The sequence below is a fragment of the Ruegeria sp. HKCCA5426 genome (assembly GCF_013034585.1).
Classification (GTDB): domain Bacteria; phylum Pseudomonadota; class Alphaproteobacteria; order Rhodobacterales; family Rhodobacteraceae; genus Ruegeria.
The window spans coordinates 1-23189 of the sequence record NZ_WQGH01000006.1; the positions used below are offsets into that span (position 1 = coordinate 1).

Below are 23189 nucleotides of genomic sequence, written 5' to 3' on the forward strand. Positions count from 1 at the left end.
TCCTACCACCCCAGCCAGTTCATCAGAACATGGAACGACAGCAGGCGCTTGGGCTTGAACCCTCCGAGAAATGCCCCCGTTTATGCCCCCGCTCAGATCACACATGTCTTGCTAGTCTGCAATGCTGTTTGCACGGTCAGCAGTGACCTCCCCCAGACAAAGGGAAAGGCCGATAGCGGTTATGGCCGAGTATAGTCGGGCATAGGGATAAGTAATGGAAAACGCAGGATAAAGGGGAGAAGAGAAACTCAAGCCTCTCACCCCCACCCGAGCCTCCAGTTTCCTCATCCCCCCAGAGATTCCAGATACGCTAACCGCTCGCTGAAGATACGCTGACGAACCCTATAGGCGTGGGTGCGAGGAAGATGGCGCATATCCATGTAATCATCGACCAAACTGGGAGTGCTTCGTTCCACCTCATCTAACCCCAGATAATTATTGGACAGGGCAACCGGGCAACCAAGAACCCTCTTCGCTGCAAGATTCATGGCTGTCTTGAGCCGTATTGCATACGAATAACCAATCAGGAAACTGTCGTGGATGCACAGGACAGGTATCTTCTGTCTGGTGAAATGTCTGATCACCATTGAAGCCATCAAACTGTCCAAGTTCATCAGTGTTATCCCACGATCCGCACAGAGGTCATCCTCAAGGAATGGATGTTTCTTGATAGCAGCATCTAATACCAACCGAAGTTCCGCATTCTTCATCGACTTTGCCATCGAGCCAACCGGAGAAGCGTCCCGGAACGCACTATAAGCTGACCGCTCGTTCTTGGCGTTAAGAGCCATGAGGATCAGCAGTTTCACCAACTTGCGCTGCTTCACGTTATCCAAGTCAGGCAATGGTTGTTCATCCAACTCATAGGGATCACCCTCCAGCTTAACTCCTCTCTTTGCTGCCAGAATCGCGACGTGAAGGGCTTGATAGTCCACCTCGACTGTCGGTTCGTCGTTGATGTGGATGCGCTTCCGAACCTCTGAACCCACCGATTGCCACCAGCCACCATAGAAGCGGCCACCGCATGACCAGTCGTTGCGATTGAAGACACGGTGAACGAAGTTATCGAACCCACAGATAGGAACTCGGGTTATCTCGCCCGCACGAGCACCAGACTTAATCGGACGCTCAATGAACGTGTCTTCCTGATCGGGTATGTCGATGAAAGTTCGCAGCAACAACCCGTTGTACTTCATCAGGTCTGCTCTCATCCAGTCCGTGACTGGAGTATCCTTGTATTCGATGTTTCTTTCTGACTTCTCGCTGGATCGCATTAGAATGCACTCCTTTCCCGGATGGGTCAGAATATGCTGTGGTCCAAACTTAGCGTCCCGAAACATTTGCCTAAGCGGTTCTGCGGCCCTAATCCGGGTGGTACGGTTCGAGTTGGCACCGGGAACGGTATAGCTGCCAGCCGCCAATGAGATGTAACCAACTTCATGCAGCCGATGTATTATCTTCGGTGCTAAGCGGGACATCCCTATCTTGTTATACCGGGATCCCGTGCTCCAGGCTGTGTTGCTCATCGCTACGCCAATGGACAGTTCGGGGTCGGTATCCCAAGCCACAAAAAGATCGAGCAATATAGCGCGAAGTTGAGCGAAACTGTTCGCTTTGGGTCTTACGCCACCCTTCCTTGGGTTGCTGCTTTCTGGTTCCCCATAACATATTGCCCAGATCTGCTTGGTCAGATGGGAAACGTTCGGGTGTTCTGAAAATCGGTGAACATCTAGTAGTTTGGAGTAGTGCGGATTTGTGATCGGAAAGTCGTCTAGGGTCTTTCCAGCGTATGTTTCTTCCATGAGTCAATTTGGTCCTCAATATATGCGACCACGCCCAGAGCGCATTGAGGCCCTGAAGACGTGATTAGCCGGGCGGAACCGAAGACAGCATCAAGCCATCAACGAGACGCACCTCGACTGTGGGTTATGTTGTGTTTGAGAATTGAGGCCCTTCAGGTGCCTCGATAGCGGACCAAACCGCTATAGCGCCTCTAGACGCTGATCATGGTGCCCACGGGATGCGGGCGGTTCAAGGAAGCCGAAACTATCTTTGGTTGAGTAAACAATCAAGGCTTTTTTTGTTACCCACGCCTATAGGGTTCGTCAGCGTATCTTCAGCGAGCGGTTAGCGTATCTGGAATCTCTGGGGGGATGAGGAAACTGGAGGCTCGGGTGGGGGTGAGAGGTTTGAGTTTCTCTTCTCCTCTTTATCCTGCGTTTTCCATTACTTATCCCTATGCGCGACTATACTCAGCCACAACCGCTATCGGCCTTTCCCTTTGTCTGGGGGAGGTCACTGCTGACCGTGCAAACAGCATTGCAGACTAGCAAGGTGTGTGTGATTGGTGCGGGGGCATAAACGGGGGCATTTCTCGGAGGGTTCAAGCCCAAGCGCCTGCTGTCGTTCCATGTTCTGATGAACTGGCTGGGGTGGTAGGAATCCTTGCCCTCCGATGATTGTTATCGCGTTTTCCCACTAGCCTGACCAACTGGGGCGGTTTCGGGGGCATTTTGACCGCTGGATCGACCGTTAACGGGAGCTGCCTAGACCGCTAGAGCGACCGTTCTGGACCGCTGACGAGTCGTTCCGGGGGCTGAAGACTGGTTGCTGGTGCTGGTGGGTCGGGGGTGTTGGTGGGGCATTGGCGCGGGTCGCAGGCTTTGATTAGCCGCTGAAGGTTGGTTACCGCTTTAATTTATGGAACTTACTTTTTCTTTAAATTGTTAAGCTTGGTGACAAGGTAGAAATACGCAGTTGTTCCGATAAAAGTTGGGATAGCTATAGCTTGCCCCACGAACGGCACGATGTTGACACCTACGCCTGCCACTCCGCCAGCTAGCAATGCGGTCTTTAAGTCTGCGTCGATACTATCCCAAGCTATGCCTGCCTTTTCCGCCGCAACTTTAAGATCTTCAGCGTCGACTTTCCCATCGCCATTCAAATCAGACATGTTCTTGGCGATGTTGCCAGCCATCGTCATCGCAGAAACGGTGCTTTCCTTGAGCCGCTTTGCTGTTTCACTGTCCAGTACAGCTCCAGTCTGTTTTACAGCCTTGTTAAACGCGCCATTGACTATTTTCGTTGTGTCAAGAGCGCCTTTTTGAACCCACTTAAACATATCTATCATTACCCATTACACCGACGCGAAAACTGCATCTTATCAAAATATTAGAGCCAGTATGATTCAATAAAGTACTAAAAAAGACAATAACTAATAAACCGCGCTGTCGATGTTGGATTTTAGTCATTCCTTTCAAAAAGAAAGCAAAGTGATCCCCCGGCAACCCACTAAGGGCCGCCGAGGGTTGGTCGTCAGGGTGGTCTTCGGTTGACGACATAGTCGGCCAACCACTGCCAATAGGCTTCCGCATCCCGGAACCCTTGAGCGCGAGCCGCCAGATCTTCCGCTGCTTTACGGGTGCAACCGCCATCGAACTCGGCGATAGCAGCCCGTTCCTCGAACGCATCAATGTCCGGGAAACTCATACCGGAAGTCTTATCTGATCGACGATAGACCGGCGTTGCTCGTCGCTGATGCCCGCCGAGTAGATGCCATAGGTGATCCCGTTCTCTGACCGTGCAGATTGGTGACCGACCAGTGATGCCGTGAAGTGTTCAGGAACACCTGTTCGCTCGCACTGGGTTACAAACCACTTGCGGGTCGAGTGAAACACTAGCCCCGGTCGCTCCAGTCCCAGCCGCCGTCTCAGTCGTGCAAACCCCTTGGTGACATGCGCCACGGTTAGGTCAGGAAACAGAGGGCCTTGGCTAGGCAGTTGCCGGAAAGTCTCGTCCAGCACCGGGTGAACCGGAACCAGTCTTTCAGCCGCGTCCGTCTTAAGCAGTCTTAACTCATTGGGTTGAACATGAACGAAGCATCCGAGATTGCCCTTGGTCACGAGGTCTTCCCGGAGCAACCCCACCGCTTCCCCCGCTCGCATTCCCGTCAACAGGCAGGTCAGCAGAACGGAGTGCAGTTCCCGGTCCTTGGCTTGGAGCAGTCGCACGACTTCATCGTCAGTCGGCACGGCATAGGGTTGAGGACGCACCTTGCGATCGAAGAGAACGGTCCGGAATGGGTTCTGTTCCAGATGCCCCTCGTAGACCACCCAGTCGAGGAAGTGATTGACCTGTGACCAGATACGCCGCTGGGTTCTGGCTGTTATGGTCACTGATCCCCGAGATGAGTACGCGACCAGTTGGTCCAAGGTCAGTCCACGGGTTCGTTCTGACTTGCCAATCATTGGAGACAGTTGGGCTATTGCCGTCAGGAACTCTCGTCCGTCTGCTCTGGTCAGACTGCAAACCGGCTGGTCCCCGTGTCGGCTAGAGAACAACCCGACAGAGTATCGGACCGATTTGAACCCGCTGGGTCGTAGTTCGTTACTGCGCTTGTTGAGATAGGCTCGACTCAGGTCACGAACCGGCACTTTCACTGGTGCTGTTGGCCTGATGAAGGCAGACCGCTCCAGATTGCATCCAGAGTCCTCCAGAGTGGCCCGGAGACGGACGAGAGACGACTCTGGCTGATCGACCCAATCAGGAACGTCAGCGGTGTTCTCTGGGGCAGACAGGGTCTCCTCTGCTTGGGACCGAACCTGTTCCACAAGTGTCTCGAACCGCGCATTGACTTCAGCGGCTCGGACACGGGCGGTGTTGCGGTCACTGGTCTTGAGGCTCTGCTTCAGCGCCTGAGCGCCCAGCGCGAGAGCCACGTCAACGGGATAGTTTCGTCTATAGAGCCACGTATGGCCCTTCAGATAGGCATAGCGAACGTGAGCAGACATCAATCTCCTCCTTTTCTGTTTTGAATTTTGGGATGGGTTCAGTTGATTGAGACAACCCGTAGGATCATCTCGAGGGCTGGTTCGCCGTAGGACCCAGCCAGAGGGCCGGTGACGGCAAAGCCGGTCACGCAGTCTTCGAACACCTCGTCCACGCGGAACAGATGCTCAGGGACGTCATCAAAGGCGCGAACGACCACGACGTCACCGGGGTTCAGCTCCAGTTCAGTCATCGTTGGACCTCCACGTCGAGAGGACCGCCAGCAGAACCAGCGCCGAGACAGCGGGATGAGACCGCGAAACCACCCAGAGCATCGTCGTCAGGACAGCCTTGGGCGGTGGGTGCAAAAGAAAACCCCCGACGAGAACGCCGAGGGCGGACAGGTACTTCATGGATCAAACTCCTGCAGTTGCTTCTTTATTTAGATGCAGGAGGTTGCTCGGTTTCTGGGGGCAAGGTGTGAGTGATACTCGCTGGCTTGTTTGCGATCGACACCTGCGTTAGCGTGAATGATCCAAGCCGAATACTGGGTGAGGCCAGAGCAGGTCCATTGCACAGGGTTGAGTTGTCAACGATTTCGCGGGGTATGAAAATGGCCGATACTGAATGCAACTATCAACGGATCGTCTCGGTTGAGGAAGTCAGGTGCGCCCTTGAAGAGGCGCAGTGCCAGCAATGTGGCATCACCACCAAAGAGTTAATGTCGCGCGGGGAGTTGCTCGAGATCTGCGGTGAGGAACTTTGCTCCGACATATCAACGGGCAAGAAAACTTTCATCGCGATTGCACTATGCCCAAGCTGTCATGCACGGGCTCATCAGGACGCCGAGAACAAGCATAACCCCTGCCAGATAAAGGCTCGGTGGAGTCGAGAGGGCCTAGCGTAGTAAATTGCGAGGTACGGCCCGAATTGATCTCTCGGATGGACCTCTGCCAGACATGACAAGTCATACTTCGCTGATTAATAAAGTTACATGACATTTGATCTATTGTTTGCCCGCCGCTGGCCAAAATCTTCATTAACGAAAGACGTCGCGCGAATTGACGTAGCTTCGTATTGCCAAGCCTATCAATGCCTTAAGGAAGAAGCTCCGAAACGTCCAACTGGTCGCCCCTATTTAGGAGGGAGAAGTGGCTATCCTACGACTGAAGGGAAGACGAACCGCAGGGAAGAGCATTTTGCGATTGCGATGGTTAACGCACAGGAGGGCTGGGATTTACCAGACGGGACTCGATTTGAGCTGCTTGATTATCAAGTTCCGCTAAAGGCGACACGTGCAGATCGTGAAATCGGAAAGATCGATATGTTCGGCCTGACGGAACATGGCCGAGCTGTACTAGTTGAACTCAAGGTGATTGGGCACTCGGGTGGCCCTAGTGATCCGCCCCCTGTCGCTCTGCTGGAAGGGTTACGATATGCCGCCATCGTTGAGGCCAATCTTCCGAGAATTGCGAAGGAAATTCGTGACACCTTTGGTCGTGAGATGGTCTTGGAGCGGCCTGATATCGTGGTCCTAGGAGAAGCAGATTGGTGGTCGCGATGGCTTACATCTGACAGAGCCTTTAAGTCTGTTCTCGAAGAAAAGTCGCAAGAAATCTCAAATGTCCTTGGCCTTAGTATAATCTTCGCATCCTTGCCGAACGCAAAAGTCCAATATGGCCAGCGAAGCAGAGCACCAAGATTAATCGGGCTATCCCAAATTGAGTACCAGAACTCGTTGCCCAAAAGTGCTTTGCAAAAATCAAGTGAAATGGGGGCGGAACCAAAAAAACACGAAGCGCTGCTGCAAGGGGTTTGGTGGAATTATGCCAAATCGTTCTCCAAGGGCGACCTCGACGTGCAATCGGCACCGGGAAGGCCGCCAGTCGTCTCCGTTTCAAAACCTTATCTCAATCTCATGCTGCCATCCGACGAAAGAATGGCCTCGGAGATTGAAGCTGAAATTGCAGCAACGGATCGCCATAGGCATTTTCGATCTTTCAGAAGCTCGCAGGCGATGGCTCAAAGTGTTTTTGGAGCCTTCAAAGCCGCAGGCCAGTTGGAATTACTGTCCCAAATTCCGGCCCAATGTGGGCGTTCAGCTTTTGGAAACGTTTCTCAAGAAACTGCGCTGTCCATGGAAGTCGACGTTCAAACGCTTAATGAGCCTCGACCAACGCAATTGGATGTCTGCCTAGAAAGGGACGATTACCGGGTAGCCGTTGAATGCAAGTTTAGCGAATCCGAGTTCGGAATTTGCTCGCGCGTCAAGCCGCAAAAGTCCGAGACGCCTTTGTGCGATGGGACCTATACTCGTCAGCAAAACAGGCAAACGCGCTGCGCTTTAACGGAAGTTGGCGTTTCTTATTGGGATCACATACCTGACTTATTTGATTGGAGCGACAAGCAGGATCTGTCTCCCTGCCCACTTTTACCAACTTATCAGATCGTCCGGAACGTACTCGCTGCAGTCACCAATATTGACGGAAATGTGGATCCTTCAAATGGACACGCCGTCTTCGTATATGATGGCCGAAATCCTAGGTACAAAGTTGGCGGAGCTGCGGACGTTCAAATTAGACAAGCTGCTTCCGCGTGCCGGGTACCTGGTCTTATTCGTCGCGTGACATGGCAGGAAATTGTTCGAATTTGTTTGGACTCAGAAAGCTTGATTTGGTTAGCGGAAGTAATGGAAGAAAAGCACGGGATATTTCCCTAGCCCACACAATATCAACCCCACCAAAGCCCCCGCCAGCACCAGCGACCAGTCTTCAGCAACCACGCAGTAAACGAACCGCGCAGAGGCTACCTGTCGGCCCTTGAACCGTGTTTTCGGCCGTCCCTGCGTCGAGGTAACCCAGCACCCGTTCTCATCCTCTGTGGTTTGCGATAGGACGGAGTTGGCCCTCGAAAGGGCCTCCTCGTAGTGGGTGTCCATGATGTCCTGCAGCCAGATCTCGCAGTCGTCTCTCAAGAAGAAGTGTTGACCATCCATCATATGATCTCCACTTCGGCGAACCGGGTATCACCAGCAATGTGATCGTTGATGCTCACCGGCTCAAAGTCAGGGCCATGGATTTTGCCCTGGTCGATCCAGTAACCAGACTTGACCCAGATCGCGCGTTGATAGTCCTTGCCACCCCACTTGACCTTGGTCTTCTGCCAATCCAACTCATCCATGAGATGCTTGGTTTGATTGATGTTTCCTTTGAGGTGCGTCTGGACGAACTCAACGACCCCCGCTTCAGGCAAGGCGACGAGCCCACTAGCATTCAATTCTTCCTCCAACCGATCAACGATTGTGTCTCGACTGGTCTGGTGCAGGCGTTCCATGGTCGGGGTCTGATGGTCAGCGATGTTCAAGCTCTTGGCGCTGAATCCGACCGGCAGTTGTCTCTGCATCAAGGCGTTATAAACACGGGCCACGTTCGCCGGATCATCCAGGAACTGATGAACCTGACCGACGAGGTTCGAAAACTCGTTGGCGCGAGAGCCCCCTGATCGACCGTCATGGTTCACATCCATTACGAGGTAACGCCGCTCCCCCTCACCGATCCATGATGGCCAGATGTTCGAGGTGAACAGGAAGCAGCAAGACTGCTTGGCACGCTCAGCTTCAATCCCTTTCCGCTCAATCAGAACGTAAGGGTCAGTGATGAAGGTCTTGATTGCGTTTTCCTGCGGCGACCCCGGCTTGATTTGGGTTTCCTCACACACCACAAGTTTGCTTGTCAGAACCGTGGCGTTGAACTGCTGCGTTAGCTTGCTGACGTTATTTGGAACGACGGTATTCGAAGTGCCAAAGAGTTCGGTCAGAATGCGAGCCGTTGTACTTTTCCCAGTACCTCTTCCCCGCGAATACAGGAACGGAGCCCAAGCTGGCTTTTCTCCCTCGTTCTGAAGGCTCCATGCCAGCCAGTTCATGAACTGCTCACGGTCGTGCTCGAGCTGAAAGAACTCGTCGAAGAATTGCCCGACGACGCCAAGCTCAGCTGAATTGATCTTGAGTTGGCGATATTCCGGTTCGACCCATGTATTGGCTGCGACCGCACCCCGTGACCGTATCAGTCGATTAGAGTTTCCGGCCTCACAGATTGCCGTTCCGTTCCAGACCTGAAATGACCGGTCGGCGTCAGTATGCTGCGTTTCGATCAGCAGCTTGAATAAGCCTTTGACAAGGTCTTTGCTCAGTGGGACTTCAGGATGCTCGTCTCGTACTCGGTTCAGGATCATGCGCTCGACGTCATTGCGCGACAGTGGAACACTCAGATTCTCGACGTCGAAGAACTTATTGTCCCTCCGAACGATCTGATCGCCATAGGCCTTTGCTAAACGTTGAACTTGCTCGGTTACCTCCGCTCCAGCAGTTGGATTGTTGTTGGTTTCCATTGATGGTTATCTCCCATCATTGATGCTCCCGGCTTAGCCACGCACCCCGTATGAGGAGACGGCTGATTAGACCGTTTATGGGGGGCACGCACCAGGTGCATAATCGCGTTCTTCTCTTCTATAGTGTGCCCTGGAAGAATTCATGGGGCGAAAAGTGGCCTGAAACCCCTTATTTTTATGGCAAAAATGGACTTCTAAGGTGCATTTTTCCTGCTGATGCAAAAAACGACCGAATTTGGCCGTGAAATTCACCTGAAATAAACGTCGATATCGGTCGCCAAGTGGCCTCTGCGCGGTTCGTTTACTGCGTGATTAACCGGGCGGTGATCGATGAGGCGACGGTGGTGCGTCATCGCTGTCATAACGAGCGCTGCGTCCGTCCTGAGCACCTGATTGAGGGGTCGGCGGCGGATAACAAGCGCGACGACTGGGACTTCTGGGCGAACGGGGTCGATCGAGACCTGCTATGACTGTGGCATGGGCCTTCAACGACCTCTGAGGGCCCACCTTCGGCACCCGTAACACCCGAAACCACTGGGGCATAAACTGGGGCATTTCTCGGAGGGTTTAGCCCCAAGTGCCTGCTGTCGTTCCATGTTCTGAAGGACTGGCTGGGGTGGTAGGAATCCTTGCTGTCCGATGATTGTTATCGGCTTTTCAGCGAAGCCCGAGAAACTGGGGCGGTTTCGGGGGCATTTTGGCTGCTAGAGAGGCTGCCAACTAGACCGCTAGAGGGCCGTCCACTGGCGCTGACGACCCACTGACGAGTCGTTCCGGGTGCTGAAGACTGGTTGCTGGTGCTGGCGGGTTGGGGCGGAGCGGATGTTCAATCCTAATGCAGCGAACTGCCGCTTCGAGCCCAAAGCAGTCAATCGTTCAACTTTTTTAAGCACGCCAAAAGACTCACGGTGTATCACATTTGGGTGTACTCTCGCCGATGGAATAAGAGGAGAAAGGTGATGGAAACAAAGAGCTCGGCACCGACGGCACAACATGCTCAGCGTTCAGTTTTCATTAATTCAACACTGGGAGCCTTGGCTTTTGTGCTGGTGACGGACGACGCGCAAGCTCAAAGCTCGCAAGCCTGCGTAGAATTGGGTTCTCCTCGGATAGAGTACTCTTCTGGATCTGAAAGCACTCGCGTCAATCAAACAATCTCAACGACGGAACGCACGTGTCTTCCGATCCCAAACGGGCCCATTACAGGACTAACAATTGGAAACTCCTCAATCACGTCCTCAGGTGAAATTGAGTTGTACGTTCCCGGCCAAAATACCGTTCCAAGCAATGCTTCAGTTTTAACTCTTCTGAATGTTGATGTCGCGGCGGGCAGCGGAGACTTTGTTTCCCGAGAAGCCTTGGCGACAAACATCAACGGGAAGCTCCGAGTGAACCTCATTGGAACGTCGATCGGTTCCGGCAGATCAATGACATTCGCTCCATTCAACGGGGCTAATATCGACCCCACTGAAGTCTACTTCCAGTCTGACCGACCGTTAACCTATGACAACCTGACTGTTATGGGGGCGACCGAGGTGGTTTTCGGGGCGTATTTTATCCAAACCCGGATTGCAGAGGCTTCTGACTTCACGCTGACGAATAGTTCGATTTCTTCGACCAGCGATATGGCGATAGCCGCAGGTACAACCGTTCGGCTTGATGCGGCAAGCAGTTTGAACACCGTAAATTTTGAGAACTTTGGCACGCTGGCCGGAACGGGAACCGTGAACGCATTCAACTTCACAGTTAAAAACGGCGGGGTGCTTTCGCCAGGCTTTTCAATTGGTACACTCAACAACAGTGGCGGAATCGCGTTTGAAACTGGGTCACGGCTCTTAACTGAAGTCGATCCGACGGCCGGGCAGAAAGCTGACTTGGTGTCATCCAGCGGGCCAGTTACAGGAATTAACCGCGCCACAATTCAAGTAGAGGCTGCCCAACCTGGTCTGACTGCACAAGATTATGCTGCTGGCAACAATTACACTGTTTTTCGGGCTTCCAGGTTCGATGGAGACGCACCGACGCTTGTTGCTGGAGGTTCTCTTCCTGCGTTGTCTAATTTGACGATAGCCAACACGCCGACCACAGATGGTCAGATTGATATAGCATTCACGGCACAACCGGTCGCAAGCTTACCTCAGAACCCAGCAGTTACCAATTCGCCAAATGCCAGCAATCTGACTGGCGCGGTGGCCAACACCACAAACATGTCACCCGGAACCAATCTGACCAATGGGTCAACCTTGGGTAATGCCGTAAACACGCTTACCAATTCAGGTCTGGCAGGGTTTAACCGTGTGCACGCGGAGCCTTATTCCTCCAACTTGACCATTGGGCTTGAGCAATTAGACCTGATAACCAACACAGTTTTGAGCCACGCTGACTGCCGCAAGTATCAAGCGGTCGGCTTCAGCAACAAGGATCAACCCGTTGCAGCAGGCGACATCGACACGGCCCATAGCCCGAGTGGCGCAATCGACTGTTCTGATCGGCGCTGGTGGATCGACACGGCCTATGTGAACGGGGACGTTGAGGGAAATAACGGCCTTGGCACATTCGACTATTCGCTGGGCACCATTTTGGTCGGAGCGGATGTTGCAAGTACCGATAGAGGTGTGGTCGGAGTGTATGCAGGCTTCGGGACGTCCTCCATGGATGAGCACGATCAAGTCGATCAGGACTTTTCGACCGACAGCTATCACGTGGGTGTCTATGGGCGTACAACAACCGGAACGTGGGAGTTCTCTGGGCTGATCGGTTACATGTTCGGCGAAACGGACGCCAACCGGAATAACCCTTCTGTTGATGCTTTTACGGGAGGCGAGGCAAAGTCTGATTTGGACCAAGAAGGAATTCACGCCGGTATCCAGGCACGGAAGTTGTTTAACCTGGACAGCGGTGCAAGGGTCTCTACGGTTTTTGGATTGAACTACGGGCGTATTCAACAAGGTTCAGGCACAGAGACTGGCGGTGGTGATTTCAACTACTCAATTGAAAAAGCGAACGCGGAGTCCCTGGTCGCTTCCATTGGAGTTGATTATCAACGCGACTTCTTGACAGAGAGTGGTTTGCTAACCCCAATCGCCTTTGCCCGGTATGAATATGACTTCTTTGCAAACAAAGACAGTGAGCACGAAATCACTGTAACGAGCCCGATATTTGGCACGTTCACACAAGTCGGACAAAACCGAGGGGCAAATGGCTTCGTGCTTGGTCTGGGGCTAGGGTATCAGATTTCTGATCTGGCCAGACTAACGGCAGGATATGGCTATTCAGTTCGCTCCAACGGCCAAGAGCATGGCCTCGGTGCAAACTTAAGCGTTCGGTTCTGATAAGGCAGTACGGTTGTTTTTCCTTTAGGCAGGAAACTGGTCGACCCTTCGTCTGCAAACCTGCCATCCGCGCGGAAAACCTGAACGTCCACCTCCGTCAAAACTGAGCAACCTCCTGCATCTAAATAAAGAAGCAACTGCAGGAGTTTGATTCATGAAGTACCTGTCTGCCCTCGGCGTTCTCGTCGGGGGTTTTCTTTTACACCCACCGCCCAAGGCCGTCCTGACGACGATGCTCTGGGTGGTCTCTCGGTCCCATCCCGCTGTCTCCGCGCTGGTTTTGCTGGCGGTTCTCTGGACGTGGAGGTCCGACGATGGCTGAGCTGGAGCTAAACCCCGGTGACGTCGTGGTTGTCCGCGCCTTCGATGACGTCCCTGAACATCTGTTCCGCGTGGAAGAGGTGTTTGAAGACTGCGTGACCGGCTTTGCTGTCACCGGCCCTCTGGCTGGATCCTACGGTGAACCGGCACTCGAGATGATCGTCAGACTCGTCTCAACCAACTGAACTCATCCCAATTCTAAACCTGAAAGGAGGAGACTCATGTCTGCTCACATTCGCTATGCCTATCTGAAGGGCCATACGTGGCTCTATAGACGTAACTATCCCGTTGACGTGGCTCTCGCGCTGGGCGCTCAGGCGCTGAAGCAGAGCCTCAAGACCAGTGACCGCAACACCGCCCGCGTCCGAGCCGCTGAAGTCAATGCCCGGTTCGAGACACTGGTGGACCAGGTTCGGTCGCAAGCTGAAGATGCCCTGTCTGCCCCAGAGAGCACCGCTGACGTTCCTGATTGGGTCGACCAGCCAGAGTCGTCTCTCGTCCGTCTCCGGGCCACTCTGGAGGACTCTGGATGCACTCTGGAGCGGTCCAGCTTCGCCAGACCGTCAGCGCCGGTGAAAGTGCCCGTTCGTGACCTGAGCCGAGCCTATCTGAACAAGCGGAGTAACGAGCTACGACCCAGCGGATTTAAATCGGTCCGATACTCTGTTGGGTTATTCGCCAGTCGATACGGCGACCAGTCGGTTTGCAGCCTGACCAGAGCAGATGGAAGAGAGTTTCTGTCCGCAATAGCCCAACTGTCTCCAATGATCGGCAAGTCAGAGCGAACCCGTGGGCTGACCCTGGAACAACTGGTTGAGTTCTCGTCTCGGGGATCGGTGACTATTACAGCCAGAACCCAGCGGCGTATCTGGTCTCAGGTCAATCACTTCCTCGACTGGGTGGTCTATGAGGGGCATCTGGAACAGAACCCCTTCAGAACTGTTCTCTTCGACCGGAAAGTACGTCCTCAACCCTATGCCGTCCCGACTGACGATGAGGTGGTGAGACTGCTGGGAGCCAATGACCGAGACCTGCATCCGGTTCTGCTGACCTGTTTGCTGTCAGGGATGCGAGCGGGGGAAGCGGTCGGGTTACTCCGGCAAGACCTCGTGACCAAGGGCAATCTCGGCTGCTTCGTTCATGTTCAACCTAACCAACTGAGACTTTTGAAGACGGACGCGGCGGAGAGATTGGTTCCGGTCCATCCAGCGCTGGATGAGACGTTCCGCCAGTTACCTTCGTCCGGGCCTCTGTTTCCTGACCTGACCGTGGCGCATGTCACCAAGGGGTTTGCGAGACTGAGACGACGGCTGGGCTTGGAGCGACCGGGGCTGGTGTTTCACTCGACCCGCAAATGGTTTGTGACCCAGTGCGAGCGAACAGGTGTCCCTGAACACTTCACGGCGTCTTTGGTCGGTCACCAATCGGCACGGTCGGAGAACGGGATCACCTACGGCATCTACTCGGCTGGCATTAGTGACGAGCAGCGTCGGTCGATCGTTGACCAGATAAGACTCCCGCATGGGACGGTTGCCTCATGACCTTCCCTGACATCGACGCGTTCGAGGAACGGGCTGCTATCGCTGAATACGATGGCGGGTGCACCCGAAAGGCAGCGGAAGATCTGGCTGCTCAGGCTCAGGGATTTCGGGATGCGGAAGCCTACTGGCAATGGCTGGCAGACTATGTCGTTAACCGAAGACCACCCTGACAACTAACCCTCGGCGGCCCTTAGCAGGTTGCCGGGGGGCTCACTTTGCTTTCTTTTTGTTTTAGCTGACGCTGGTTGAGGGCTGGCTGAATGACCGTTCTCAGGGCAAACCAGCCTTGGATTTCTAGCAAGTCAGTGGTAGCGCTCGGCACAACGCGAGCATATTCGAACGTTGGCACACCATTACCGATCTTGTTAGGTTCAAAAGAAGATTGCTCTTAGGACTTGCGCATGACACGCCGACTCGCAGCCATACTTGCCGTCGACATGGTCGGCTACTCACGGCTTATGGCGACCGACGAAGCGGGTACTCTCGCTCGGCTCAAAAATCTGCGACGAGATATCATCAATCCAGGCATTGAAAGTGCCGGAGGTGAGATCATCAAGCTTACCGGAGATGGTTTGCTTGCGCTGTTCAGCTCTGTCGTTGCTGCCGTAGAGGCTGCCGCGACCCTCCAAAAGGCGCTCCTCGCCGCCGAAGGCGAGAGCCCCGCCGACCGCCGGATCAGTTTCCGCATTGGGCTGCACCTTGGAGACGTGATCCTCGACGAAGGCGACATCTACGGTGAGGGCGTCAATCTCGCCGCTAGGCTCGAAAGCGTAGCAGACCCAGGCGGTGTCATTCTGTCTGACGACGCATACCGGCAGGTTCGAGGCAAAATCGAACACGACATCATAGACCTCGGCGAATTAGCGCTCAAAAACATCCCCAAGCCAGTTCGCGCCTACAAATTGGCGATGGCGGGCGAATCTAATTTCAGTCAAAACCAATCGCAACCCACTGACAAACCCTCCATCGCTGTCCTGCCCCTTCAGAACATGTCCAATGACCCAGAACAGGAATACTTCTGTGACGGCGTTTCTGAAGACATCATCACAGAGCTCTCGCGCTTTCCCGAGCTTTTCGTCATCGCCCGCAACTCCTCGTTTTCGTTCAGGGGCCGTCCCGTCACCCATATAGATGTCGCTCGTGAACTCGGTGTTCGCTACATGCTAGAGGGCAGCCTCCGCCGAGCCCAAAACCGCGTACGCATCACTGCCCAACTCATCGACTGCACAAATGGAGCCCATGTTTGGGCCGAGCGCTACGACCGCACGCTAGACGACATTTTCGCGCTGCAGGACGAAATCACACGCAGTGTGGTCGGCGCCATCGCCCCCCAGATATCCATTGCCGAAATAGATCGCGCGTCTGTGTCTCGAGATATCGACTTCAACTCCTACGACCTCTCGCTACGAGCAATGGCGATCTTCTACGCAGGAGGCTTCTACTCTCAGGATAAGTTCGATGAGGTCATCTCGGCCTCTGATCGCGCCATTGATCTCGACCCGCGCAATGTCCAGGCCCATTGGATCAAAGCGTTTGCCTACCTGATGCGTTATCTATACCAGTTCGATGAGGACCCCACCGAAAACCTGGGCCTAGCTGAGAAAAGCGTCGAACCCCTGTTTATTGGCGGTCAACTCGACCCACGCGCCTTATGCGTTCGCGGCATGGTTCGTCATTTCCGGGGCGATTTTGACGGGGCTAATGCCGACTTCAGCTTGGGCTTCACACTGAACCCGAACTTCGCTCGGAACATCTTCTTCATGGCTTGGCATGAGTCTTTGGTGGGGCGAACCACAGAGGCGCGCGAGCACGCCCAACTTGCCCTTCAGCTTTCCCCACGCGATACTGACCTCTGGGTGGGGGACGCATACCTGTCGCTCGCCCAGGCTGCCTTTGCCGACGCGGATTTCGAAGACGCTATACGTTGGGGTGAACGCGCCATTCAGATGACGCCGCGCGCCCCGATCCGCCGGGCGCTTATGATCGCCAGTGCTGCCCATCTCGGGCGCCCCGAAGTTGGCTGGCCACATGAGCGGGCGCTGGCAGAATTCGCCCCAGCCTTCCTAGGTAGCATCATCTCCGGCACCTTGGTCCTCTTTCGCCTGCCCGAACACAACGCTCTTCTGGTCGAAGGCCTGAAGAAAGCTGGTGTTAAGCCTTAGAGTTGGTCCAATGACCCAGGCCCGTCATCTTTGGATGACAAACGTGGCGGAGACAGGCCTATCCAGGCGCAATGTATTCCAAGGCCTCTCAACAGTCATTAACTGCGCTAGGATTGAACGACCACCCCACTAAAGCCCCAACCCGCCAGCACCAGCAACCAGTCTTCAGCACCCGGAACGACTCGTCAGTGGGTCGTCAGCGCCAGTGGACGGTCCTCTAGCGGTCTAGTTGGCAGCCTCTCTAGCAGCCAAAATGCCCCCGAAACCGCCCCAGTTTCTCGGGCTTCGCTGAAAAGCCGATAACAATCATCGGACAGCAAGGATTCCTACCACCCCAGCCAGACCATCAGGACATGGAACGACAGCAGGCGCTTGTTGTTAAATCTGGAGCGGTCTACCTGCATCAGGCCAGAAGTGCCGATGGCAGTCACACATTCGGTTGGAGATGAGCATGGCCGCTCGGTAAAAACGTGAGCATGGTTGCCCTTTTTTGTGGTTTGCGAAGGCGAAACCCTGGAGTTTGGGTAATATCCACTAAAAAATGGTTAACAAAAGTTTTCACCGGTGTTTTTGGAGATATGCATTTTGAAGAACTTGGACGTCCGGCATAGTTCAAACTCGTCTTCAAGTTTGGCCATCGCATCGCTCGAAAACACATTGGCTCTGTAAGGGTCCATGGATTCCAACACGATGTCTACATCATCCAAGTCAAGAGAATTAGCAGATGCTTCACGGTCCCAAGGCCAAACAGGATAGCTGACGACAGGTGGCGCTTCCAATGCGAGTGTGAAGTCATACCCTCCACCGGTGGACACGATACGTTTGGATTGAACGTCCGGCACAGATTGAAGCAATTGAATGCCGTCCGCAAAAATAACATAGGAATCAGCCCCGCGCTCTGGATCGCCGTTCTTTCTCCGAGCGGCCAAAGCTTCTGATGCATTTGAAAGTCTTTCCTCCCGCGTATCCCCGGTTTTTTCTCCCGGCGAAAAATATGGCATCACATACATAGAGACAGGACCTTTCTCGATCAGGGAATAATCCTTCAGTTCAGAAGAAATCCGGACGTAATTTATCGAAGCGACCGCGCCTTGCGCAATGATCAGCGCTGCGAGAACCAAGGCCACTAGGTCCGACGAAGCGGAAGTGTCTGCGCTGCTCGCGCGAATACGCTCCGACAAAAGCAGCAACACCACAACCAATATCGGCAGCAGTTTCAAGTAGGCATAACCATTCATAAAGAGGCTGGCGGCCAAATATCCGAGGGTGCATGTGGATAGTGCAAATATGAAATTTGACGTTCCAGTGGGGTCGTTGCGATAGAGCGTTAAACACTTTGACGCGCAAACAAGAAGTATTGGGGACGCCGCAAGAACAATGTAAATCCCGTGCAGGATGCGGCCCTGTATCCCCCCCGCAGCACTTCTAAAATCATTAGAAAATAGCAATTCAGTTGACTCGACCGTTCGGGTTAATGCGGGATCAAAGAGAAATATTGCTGATACAAATCCCAGAACAGTATAGAAAGAAATCCTCCTACCTCTGTTTACCCATACAGCCGGAAAATAGAACAGCGAAAACAGTAAGAAAGGTGTTTTCATAATCATAAGAAAAAATAAAACGCCGCCGCAGAAAAGGCTGACCAAAAATTCAAGAATTTTCGTTAATTTTGAAGTTGTTGCTGCAAAAACAGTCAGAAACATCATCAAACAGATCGCGATGTGGTTATACGCAAAGCTGTGGCTGATTTTATCTATAAAGCCATCTTCGATGCAATTAACACCGAGAATAATAGCGGCTGAGCAAGTGAGAAGAATAATGGCGTTATCTATTGAGACGCGTCCAAGCAGTACAGTTGATCCAAAAATAAATGCAAAAAGGAACAGCAATACGTATGTGTAATCGATCGCCTTTAAAGTCGGCCCAAAAGAATTAAATGCCAAAACGATGAAAGACGTGAAACCTCCACCATAATGATGAGGATAGTCAAGAACCGGTTGCAGCCCGTTGAACCCACGCCAGCCAAGATTTCCATAAAACAATGTGTCAACAATGAAGCCATCGTCCAGCAAGACCGGTACAGCGATTCTGGATAAGATAAAACCACAACAAATCAGCACGCCAACGCCAATTGTCAGAATGTTCAATTTAGTCATGCACTATACCAAAAGATGAAAATACCAGGAGATGAAATCGAGCTGAAGATGCTCAGTAAAATGTATTCGCAGCGCAATTTGATAAACAAGCTTGATCCTATAAGATGACCGTTGGTTTTTTAAGCAGTGTAGCGACCATGCCATATTTCTGCGTTTGAATTATCTCTTCTTGAAATCACGGGACAACGGAAAGACATCCACTGCTCGACGCACAAGCAATATTCAGCAGAGAGCAGGAAAACACTCACCATCATGGGCTCGGCAGCCCGTCAATCGGCATTTGTTGAGGAACTGCTGGACGACGAGGAATATGGCGTCGAAAAAGAACACGAAGCATTCGCAGAACCGCAAACCTGTGGAGATTGCCAAGGGCATCTATTCCCCGTGCCCAAGCAAGACGGCGGAATGTATTAAAGGTGTGAGCATACAAGGCTTTGCGGAAACAGTTTGCCGGCATGTGAAAGCTGTGGTGTTGGTTTTCCTGTCCGAAACTCTACAGATCCCTTCGCGACATGCTCGTGCGGTTCAGAGTACCAGGCATGCCCCAAATGTCAGGACGGTTGGCTGGTCGAGCGCAAAGGGCGGTACAGAAAGTTTCTGGGATGTGTGAAATTTCCGAGATGCTCTGGCAAAGCAAAATACGAGTAGAGAAATCACAACAGTCCTAAGCTGTTCAACCTACTTACCGCAAAAGACGATTAGGAGCATGCCAATCAGGCCGGCAGCATTTGGTAGAATTGCAACAAATTTCGAGACGAAGGCAACTGGTCAATGAAGATCGTTCCCACTGTCGCTGCCCTCAGCCAAAGTCCCTGTCATAGTTGACCATCTGTCACTGCCGATCGGGCAACCTCGCACAGATGACAATACAGTGCACTTACTGATCCAGTGCATGTGCACTGGACCAGCAAACATACAATGTTTTTCCGCAGAATTTGGATAGACATGCTCAATGAAGAGGTTCGCCTGAGGTTTTCTTTCTGTCTTTATTTCAGCCCGTGCCACTTGATGTCAGGTCGCGACTAATCTTCGGTTTGCCGTGGCAATCTTTGCAAAATTAAGATCGATAACCGTTCGCGCTTAATGTGGCATCAAGAAAAAAGAGCTCGTTGTGGACACCGGAGGCTGTGCAGCATCTGCTCAGGATCGTGTCCGCTCCCGATCGCGGACAGCCCAAACCGGCCATTGAACAAATGTCATGATTCTTAAGCGCAGCTGATTGATGCAGGCCTTAGCTGCACCGGCGAACCGCACTCCAAAATCATCCCATGTGATTCAAACTTGTCCGGGAAGCCACAGAACGATAGCAGGGAAAGCAACGAGCATCGCGATGGTTGCAGCATCCGCCAGAAAGAAAGGCGTTACACCTTTAAAAACATCCTGAACGCTTAGGTCATCACGAACGCCGGCCACGACAAAGCAATTCAGCCCAATAGGTGGCGTGATGAGGCAAAACTCGGCCATTTTGACAACCAGAATGCCGAACCAGATGGCACACATAGGCCCGGACATACCGAAGGTACTATCAGCTGCACTTACGGCTTCACCACCGTTCAACGCCATGACGGCGGGATAAACTACCGGCAACGTTAGCAGCAGCATACCTATCGCATCCATAAACATGCCCAGTACAGCGTAAGCCAGAAGAATACAGATCAGGATTAGCATCGGAGACATCTCAAGCGAGGTGATCCAGTCGGAGAATGCACTTGGCAGTTCGGCGAAACCAAGAAAACGAACGTAAACCAAAACGCCCCAGATGATCGTGAAAATCATCACGCTCAGCTTGGCGGTTTCCAAAAGTGCGTCTTTGAGTTCGGACCAGCGCATGCCCTGATTCAGCGCCATCAGGAACACCACGAATGCTCCAATTGCGCCGCCCTCAGTTGGCGTTCCCCAGGCATCGCCGCCGAACGGGTTGTAGACAAAGAAGATGATGGTGACGACGACAATCACGATGGGCAATGCGGGTGGCAAGGAGAGGAAACGTTCTTTCCATGTAAATCCGGTGACCGCGGGACCAAATCCTTTGATAACGACGGCCATGCCAATGATCAGCAAGCCATAAATTACCGCCGAGAACATGCCCGGGATGAACCCGGCCAACAGCAGTTTGCCCACGTCCTGCTCGACAATAATCGCGTATATAACCAGAATGGCCGAAGGCGGAATGAGCGAGGCGAGCGTACCGCCTGCGGCGACGACACCTGCAGCAAAACGCTTGTCGTAGCCGATCTTCAGCATCTCAGGGATGGCGATACGGGCGAACACAGCGGAAGTGGCGACCGAAGCACCGGATACGGCCGCAAACCCAGCGGTTGCGAAAACGGTCGAAACCGCCAGCCCGCCGGGAACCCAGGCCAGCCAACGCTTCGCGGCTTCGAACAGTGCTTTGGTCAGGCCCGCGTAGTAGGCGAGGTAGCCAATCAGGATGAAGGTCGGGATAAGGCTCAACGCTTGGCTCGAAATCTTGGAGTGTGGCACCTGCCCTGCTGTTTTGACGGCCACAGTCACAGCTTTGCCGAACCGCGCAGGGTCGTACCCAAACTTGGCCCAGAAGATCCAGATCAAACCAACCATGCCAGCTGTCGCGGCGGCGAAGGCCACGCGCATCCCCAGCACCACAAGAACAAGCATACCGCCCGAGACAATCAGACCAATATCAATGGGTTCCATCAGATTTAACCTCAGTTGTCGTGGCCCGAGACGTGCTCGGCTTCCATTGCAGCTTGAGTGGCTGCATCGGCTATCAGCGGGACGGCAATAGGTGCCTGACCGGGGTGCCGGATCGCGCGCCCATAGGCCCAGAGCTGTAGGGCAAGCCTTAGGCAAAGCACGCTAAAAGCGACTGGGGCCAACAGCTTTGCGGGCCACAACGGGATACCTATGTCGATCGAGCTGTCGCGGCTCCAGAGTGGAGCACCAAAGTCAAAGCTGCGTGCGAAATGCGCCCAGCTCCCCCAGATCAGCAATACGACCAGCGCCAGAATGATAGCGGTTGTGACGAACTCAACGATATAGAGCGTCCGGCCTCTAAGCGCTCCAACAACCATGTCCATTCGGATATGACCGCCATCACGCTGCGCATAGGAAATCCCCATGAAGGCGATTAACGGCATGGCTTGCTCGATCCAGTCCACGTAACCAGGAAGTGGCGCATTGGCAAAATTCCGACCACCAACAGAGACTACGGCCATGACCATCAGCGAGAAGACTGCAAGACCGCTGATCAGAGCCAGAAAGCTTTCCAGTTTGTAGAGGCGTTGATCGAGAATGCTGAGACGGCTGTCGTCAGACAGCACCAGGGATGACCCGGCCATCGTTTTACTCCGCTGTCAGGGGAAACGGCACCCGACGCCAATTAAGCTGACGCCGGGTTGTGAGTGGATTAGCTCCCGTTTGCGATCTTGCCAGTCACAAGGTCATAAAGCTCTTGTGCTGGCACGCCTCGCTCGGTGTTTTCTGCGATCCAGGCCTCGGCCGCGGGGGCGGCAGCGGCTTCTTTAAACGCTGCGATTTCTTCATCGCTGAAAGTGACTCGTTCGATGCCGCGTTGATCCAGCTCAGGGCCCCACGCTTCCATCGTTTTGGTCTGGTAGTGGCTCACGTAGTGGTCCAATGCCTCCTCCACCGATCCCAGCAGAGCTTCGCGGTGTTCGTCAGACAGATCTTCCAGCGCCAGCGTGTTCACCACGACAGGGCAGTTAACGGTGCCGGGATTGAGGTTCGTCGTCCACCACGTGCCATTTTCAATGGTGCCAAAGGACATATGCGCGTGTGGCGCAAAGCTGACCGCTTTGACGATGCCACTATCCATTGCCTGACGCACTTCAGATGCGGACATCGAGGTCGGAACTGCCCCAACCGTCTCCATCGCTTTGCCGATGCCGCCAGTCGCCCGAACGCTCAGACCTTCGAAATCGGTTAGGGACTTAGGTGCTTCACCGACGCCAACAAGGTTGTACTGCGGCAGCGGCGAAGGCATCAGCAAGGTTGCGTCCCAGCGGGCCAGATCCTCGACAACGGCCGGGTGTTGGTAGACAGCCATCGACAGGTCGACCTCTTGGTCCAGCGATGTCACACCCAGAAATGGCAGTTCCAGAACCGTGATCGAGGGGTTCTTGTCTCGGTGATACCCGGCACAGAACTGGGCCATTTCAAATGCACCGATCGAGATACCGTCGAGGTTTTCCTTGTTCTTCGACAGGCCGCCATAGCTGATGTTCAGGGTGAACTCGCCGTTGGTCTTTTCGTTTACCAATTCGGCCAGCTTTTCGACATGTTCAGTGAAAGCACGACGCTTGCCCCACAGGGAAACGTTCCATTCAACGGCCAGTGCTTCGGATGCAACGGTCAGCGACAGGGCGGCAATGGCCGCCCGGTTAAGATGTTTGCGCATAGTGGCTCCTCCCAGATCACGCAATGTGTTTGGGCAGAGTATTCAGGATGCGCAGCAGCCTGCCTATGAAGGAAAATGCGCGCGAAGTTTCGGAGTGCCTGCGGATATCCGCAGAGTGATTT

General features: G+C 53.6%; 20 protein-coding genes. 9 read left to right on the plus strand and 11 right to left on the minus strand.

From position 1 onward, the window contains the following. Nucleotides 1-284: 284 nt before the first annotated feature. From GOV87_RS11570 to GOV87_RS11595, 6 genes are all read right to left on the minus strand, one after another. The gene (locus GOV87_RS11570) at nucleotides 285-1802 is read right to left on the minus strand and encodes a hypothetical protein (RefSeq protein ID WP_171211866.1); all 1518 of its coding nucleotides are present in this window, start codon (nucleotides 1800-1802) and stop codon (nucleotides 285-287) included. A gap of 905 nt (nucleotides 1803-2707) precedes the next feature. Further along, on the minus strand, nucleotides 2708-3130 hold the full coding sequence (locus GOV87_RS11575) for a hypothetical protein (protein ID WP_170484291.1): 423 nt from the start codon (nucleotides 3128-3130) through the stop codon (nucleotides 2708-2710). Nucleotides 3131-3315: 185 nt separating this feature from the next. After that, on the minus strand, nucleotides 3316-3489 hold the full coding sequence (locus GOV87_RS11580) for a hypothetical protein (RefSeq protein WP_170502247.1): 174 nt from the start codon (nucleotides 3487-3489) through the stop codon (nucleotides 3316-3318). Continuing rightward, entirely contained in the window at nucleotides 3486-4790 is a 1305-nt protein-coding gene (locus GOV87_RS11585) for a DUF6538 domain-containing protein (protein WP_170797844.1), read from the minus strand. The genes GOV87_RS11580 and GOV87_RS11585 overlap by 4 nt, the downstream gene beginning before the upstream one ends. A 38-nt stretch (nucleotides 4791-4828) precedes the next feature. Continuing rightward, nucleotides 4829-5020: a hypothetical protein gene (locus tag GOV87_RS11590; protein WP_170797846.1), complete on the minus strand. Its 192-nt coding sequence runs from the start codon at nucleotides 5018-5020 to the stop codon at nucleotides 4829-4831. Next, the gene (locus tag GOV87_RS11595; protein WP_170797848.1) at nucleotides 5013-5180 is read right to left on the minus strand and encodes a hypothetical protein; all 168 of its coding nucleotides are present in this window, start codon (nucleotides 5178-5180) and stop codon (nucleotides 5013-5015) included. The genes GOV87_RS11590 and GOV87_RS11595 overlap by 8 nt, the downstream gene beginning before the upstream one ends. 581 nt (nucleotides 5181-5761) lie before the next feature. Here GOV87_RS11595 and GOV87_RS11600 point away from each other — a divergent pair. Next, entirely contained in the window at nucleotides 5762-7486 is a 1725-nt protein-coding gene (locus GOV87_RS11600) for a hypothetical protein (RefSeq protein ID WP_171211867.1), read from the plus strand. A gap of 275 nt (nucleotides 7487-7761) precedes the next feature. Here the strand turns inward: GOV87_RS11600 and GOV87_RS11605 are convergent, their stop codons facing one another. Continuing rightward, nucleotides 7762-9156 (minus strand): primase-helicase family protein, encoded by a 1395-nt coding sequence (locus GOV87_RS11605; protein ID WP_171211868.1) that lies wholly within the window; start codon nucleotides 9154-9156, stop codon nucleotides 7762-7764. A gap of 323 nt (nucleotides 9157-9479) precedes the next feature. On the opposite strand from GOV87_RS11605, the gene GOV87_RS20670 reads away from it, so the two are divergent. The 6 genes from GOV87_RS20670 to GOV87_RS11635 all read left to right on the plus strand — a co-directional run bounded on the left by GOV87_RS20670 (nucleotide 9480) and on the right by GOV87_RS11635 (nucleotide 16512). Further along, a complete protein-coding gene (locus GOV87_RS20670; protein WP_170778175.1) occupies nucleotides 9480-9626 on the plus strand; it encodes an HNH endonuclease in 147 nt (48 codons plus the stop codon). 489 nt (nucleotides 9627-10115) lie between these two features. After that, nucleotides 10116-12488: an autotransporter outer membrane beta-barrel domain-containing protein gene (locus GOV87_RS11615; protein ID WP_254447363.1), complete on the plus strand. Its 2373-nt coding sequence runs from the start codon at nucleotides 10116-10118 to the stop codon at nucleotides 12486-12488. A 314-nt stretch (nucleotides 12489-12802) separates the two neighbouring features. Further along, the gene (locus GOV87_RS11620) at nucleotides 12803-12994 is read left to right on the plus strand and encodes a hypothetical protein (protein WP_170756173.1); all 192 of its coding nucleotides are present in this window, start codon (nucleotides 12803-12805) and stop codon (nucleotides 12992-12994) included. Between the two features lie 36 nt (nucleotides 12995-13030). Beyond that, nucleotides 13031-14350, plus strand: coding sequence for a DUF6538 domain-containing protein (locus GOV87_RS11625; RefSeq protein WP_171211870.1), 1320 nt, complete (start codon nucleotides 13031-13033; stop codon nucleotides 14348-14350). Beyond that, the gene (locus GOV87_RS11630) at nucleotides 14347-14520 is read left to right on the plus strand and encodes a hypothetical protein (protein ID WP_171211871.1); all 174 of its coding nucleotides are present in this window, start codon (nucleotides 14347-14349) and stop codon (nucleotides 14518-14520) included. The genes GOV87_RS11625 and GOV87_RS11630 overlap by 4 nt, the downstream gene beginning before the upstream one ends. Before the next feature lie 231 nt (nucleotides 14521-14751). Further along, a complete protein-coding gene (locus GOV87_RS11635; protein ID WP_171211872.1) occupies nucleotides 14752-16512 on the plus strand; it encodes an adenylate/guanylate cyclase domain-containing protein in 1761 nt (586 codons plus the stop codon). A gap of 545 nt (nucleotides 16513-17057) precedes the next feature. Here the strand turns inward: GOV87_RS11635 and GOV87_RS11640 are convergent. Further along, a complete protein-coding gene (locus GOV87_RS11640; RefSeq protein WP_171211873.1) occupies nucleotides 17058-18668 on the minus strand; it encodes a hypothetical protein in 1611 nt (536 codons plus the stop codon). A gap of 252 nt (nucleotides 18669-18920) precedes the next feature. Here GOV87_RS11640 and GOV87_RS11645 point away from each other — a divergent pair, with 252 nt between their 5' ends. Beyond that, nucleotides 18921-19082 (plus strand): hypothetical protein, encoded by a 162-nt coding sequence (locus GOV87_RS11645; RefSeq protein ID WP_171211874.1) that lies wholly within the window; start codon nucleotides 18921-18923, stop codon nucleotides 19080-19082. Nucleotides 19083-19115: 33 nt separating this feature from the next. Next, complete coding sequence (locus GOV87_RS11650) at nucleotides 19116-19316, plus strand: topoisomerase DNA-binding C4 zinc finger domain-containing protein (protein ID WP_171211875.1); 201 nt, start codon at nucleotides 19116-19118, stop codon at nucleotides 19314-19316. Nucleotides 19317-19943: 627 nt separating this feature from the next. On the opposite strand, the gene GOV87_RS11655 is transcribed toward GOV87_RS11650, so the two are convergent. The 3 genes from GOV87_RS11655 to dctP form a co-directional block, all read right to left on the minus strand. Further along, complete coding sequence (locus GOV87_RS11655) at nucleotides 19944-21344, minus strand: TRAP transporter large permease (RefSeq protein WP_171211876.1); 1401 nt, start codon at nucleotides 21342-21344, stop codon at nucleotides 19944-19946. 11 nt (nucleotides 21345-21355) lie between these two features. Further along, nucleotides 21356-21988 carry a TRAP transporter small permease subunit gene (locus GOV87_RS11660; protein WP_171211877.1) on the minus strand — a complete coding sequence of 211 codons (633 nt, stop codon included), beginning with the start codon at nucleotides 21986-21988 and terminating at the stop codon, nucleotides 21356-21358. A gap of 68 nt (nucleotides 21989-22056) precedes the next feature. After that, nucleotides 22057-23067 carry a TRAP transporter substrate-binding protein DctP gene (gene dctP, locus GOV87_RS11665; protein ID WP_171211878.1) on the minus strand — a complete coding sequence of 337 codons (1011 nt, stop codon included), beginning with the start codon at nucleotides 23065-23067 and terminating at the stop codon, nucleotides 22057-22059. Between the last annotated feature and the right edge of the window lie 122 nt (nucleotides 23068-23189).

What these genes read in the sequence shown, in the direction of transcription:
- GOV87_RS11660 (WP_171211877.1), bottom strand. Translation starts at nt 21,988, where the DNA reads ATGGCCGGGTCATCCCTGGTGCTGTCTGACGACAGCCGTCTCAGCATT.
- GOV87_RS11635 (WP_171211872.1), top strand. Translation starts at nt 14,752, where the DNA reads ATGACACGCCGACTCGCAGCCATACTTGCCGTCGACATGGTCGGCTAC.
- GOV87_RS11655 (WP_171211876.1), bottom strand. Translation starts at nt 21,344, where the DNA reads ATGGAACCCATTGATATTGGTCTGATTGTCTCGGGCGGTATGCTTGTT.
- GOV87_RS11575 (WP_170484291.1), bottom strand. Translation starts at nt 3,130, where the DNA reads ATGATAGATATGTTTAAGTGGGTTCAAAAAGGCGCTCTTGACACAACG.
- GOV87_RS11570 (WP_171211866.1), bottom strand. Translation starts at nt 1,802, where the DNA reads ATGGAAGAAACATACGCTGGAAAGACCCTAGACGACTTTCCGATCACA.
- GOV87_RS11580 (WP_170502247.1), bottom strand. Translation starts at nt 3,489, where the DNA reads ATGAGTTTCCCGGACATTGATGCGTTCGAGGAACGGGCTGCTATCGCC.
- GOV87_RS11595 (WP_170797848.1), bottom strand. Translation starts at nt 5,180, where the DNA reads ATGAAGTACCTGTCCGCCCTCGGCGTTCTCGTCGGGGGTTTTCTTTTG.
- GOV87_RS11590 (WP_170797846.1), bottom strand. Translation starts at nt 5,020, where the DNA reads ATGACTGAACTGGAGCTGAACCCCGGTGACGTCGTGGTCGTTCGCGCC.
- GOV87_RS11630 (WP_171211871.1), top strand. Translation starts at nt 14,347, where the DNA reads ATGACCTTCCCTGACATCGACGCGTTCGAGGAACGGGCTGCTATCGCT.
- GOV87_RS11600 (WP_171211867.1), top strand. Translation starts at nt 5,762, where the DNA reads ATGACATTTGATCTATTGTTTGCCCGCCGCTGGCCAAAATCTTCATTA.
- GOV87_RS11605 (WP_171211868.1), bottom strand. Translation starts at nt 9,156, where the DNA reads ATGGAAACCAACAACAATCCAACTGCTGGAGCGGAGGTAACCGAGCAA.
- GOV87_RS11640 (WP_171211873.1), bottom strand. Translation starts at nt 18,668, where the DNA reads ATGACTAAATTGAACATTCTGACAATTGGCGTTGGCGTGCTGATTTGT.
- GOV87_RS11625 (WP_171211870.1), top strand. Translation starts at nt 13,031, where the DNA reads ATGTCTGCTCACATTCGCTATGCCTATCTGAAGGGCCATACGTGGCTC.
- GOV87_RS11620 (WP_170756173.1), top strand. Translation starts at nt 12,803, where the DNA reads ATGGCTGAGCTGGAGCTAAACCCCGGTGACGTCGTGGTTGTCCGCGCC.
- GOV87_RS11585 (WP_170797844.1), bottom strand. Translation starts at nt 4,790, where the DNA reads ATGTCTGCTCACGTTCGCTATGCCTATCTGAAGGGCCATACGTGGCTC.
- GOV87_RS11645 (WP_171211874.1), top strand. Translation starts at nt 18,921, where the DNA reads ATGGGCTCGGCAGCCCGTCAATCGGCATTTGTTGAGGAACTGCTGGAC.
- dctP (WP_171211878.1), bottom strand. Translation starts at nt 23,067, where the DNA reads ATGCGCAAACATCTTAACCGGGCGGCCATTGCCGCCCTGTCGCTGACC.
- GOV87_RS11615 (WP_254447363.1), top strand. Translation starts at nt 10,116, where the DNA reads ATGGAAACAAAGAGCTCGGCACCGACGGCACAACATGCTCAGCGTTCA.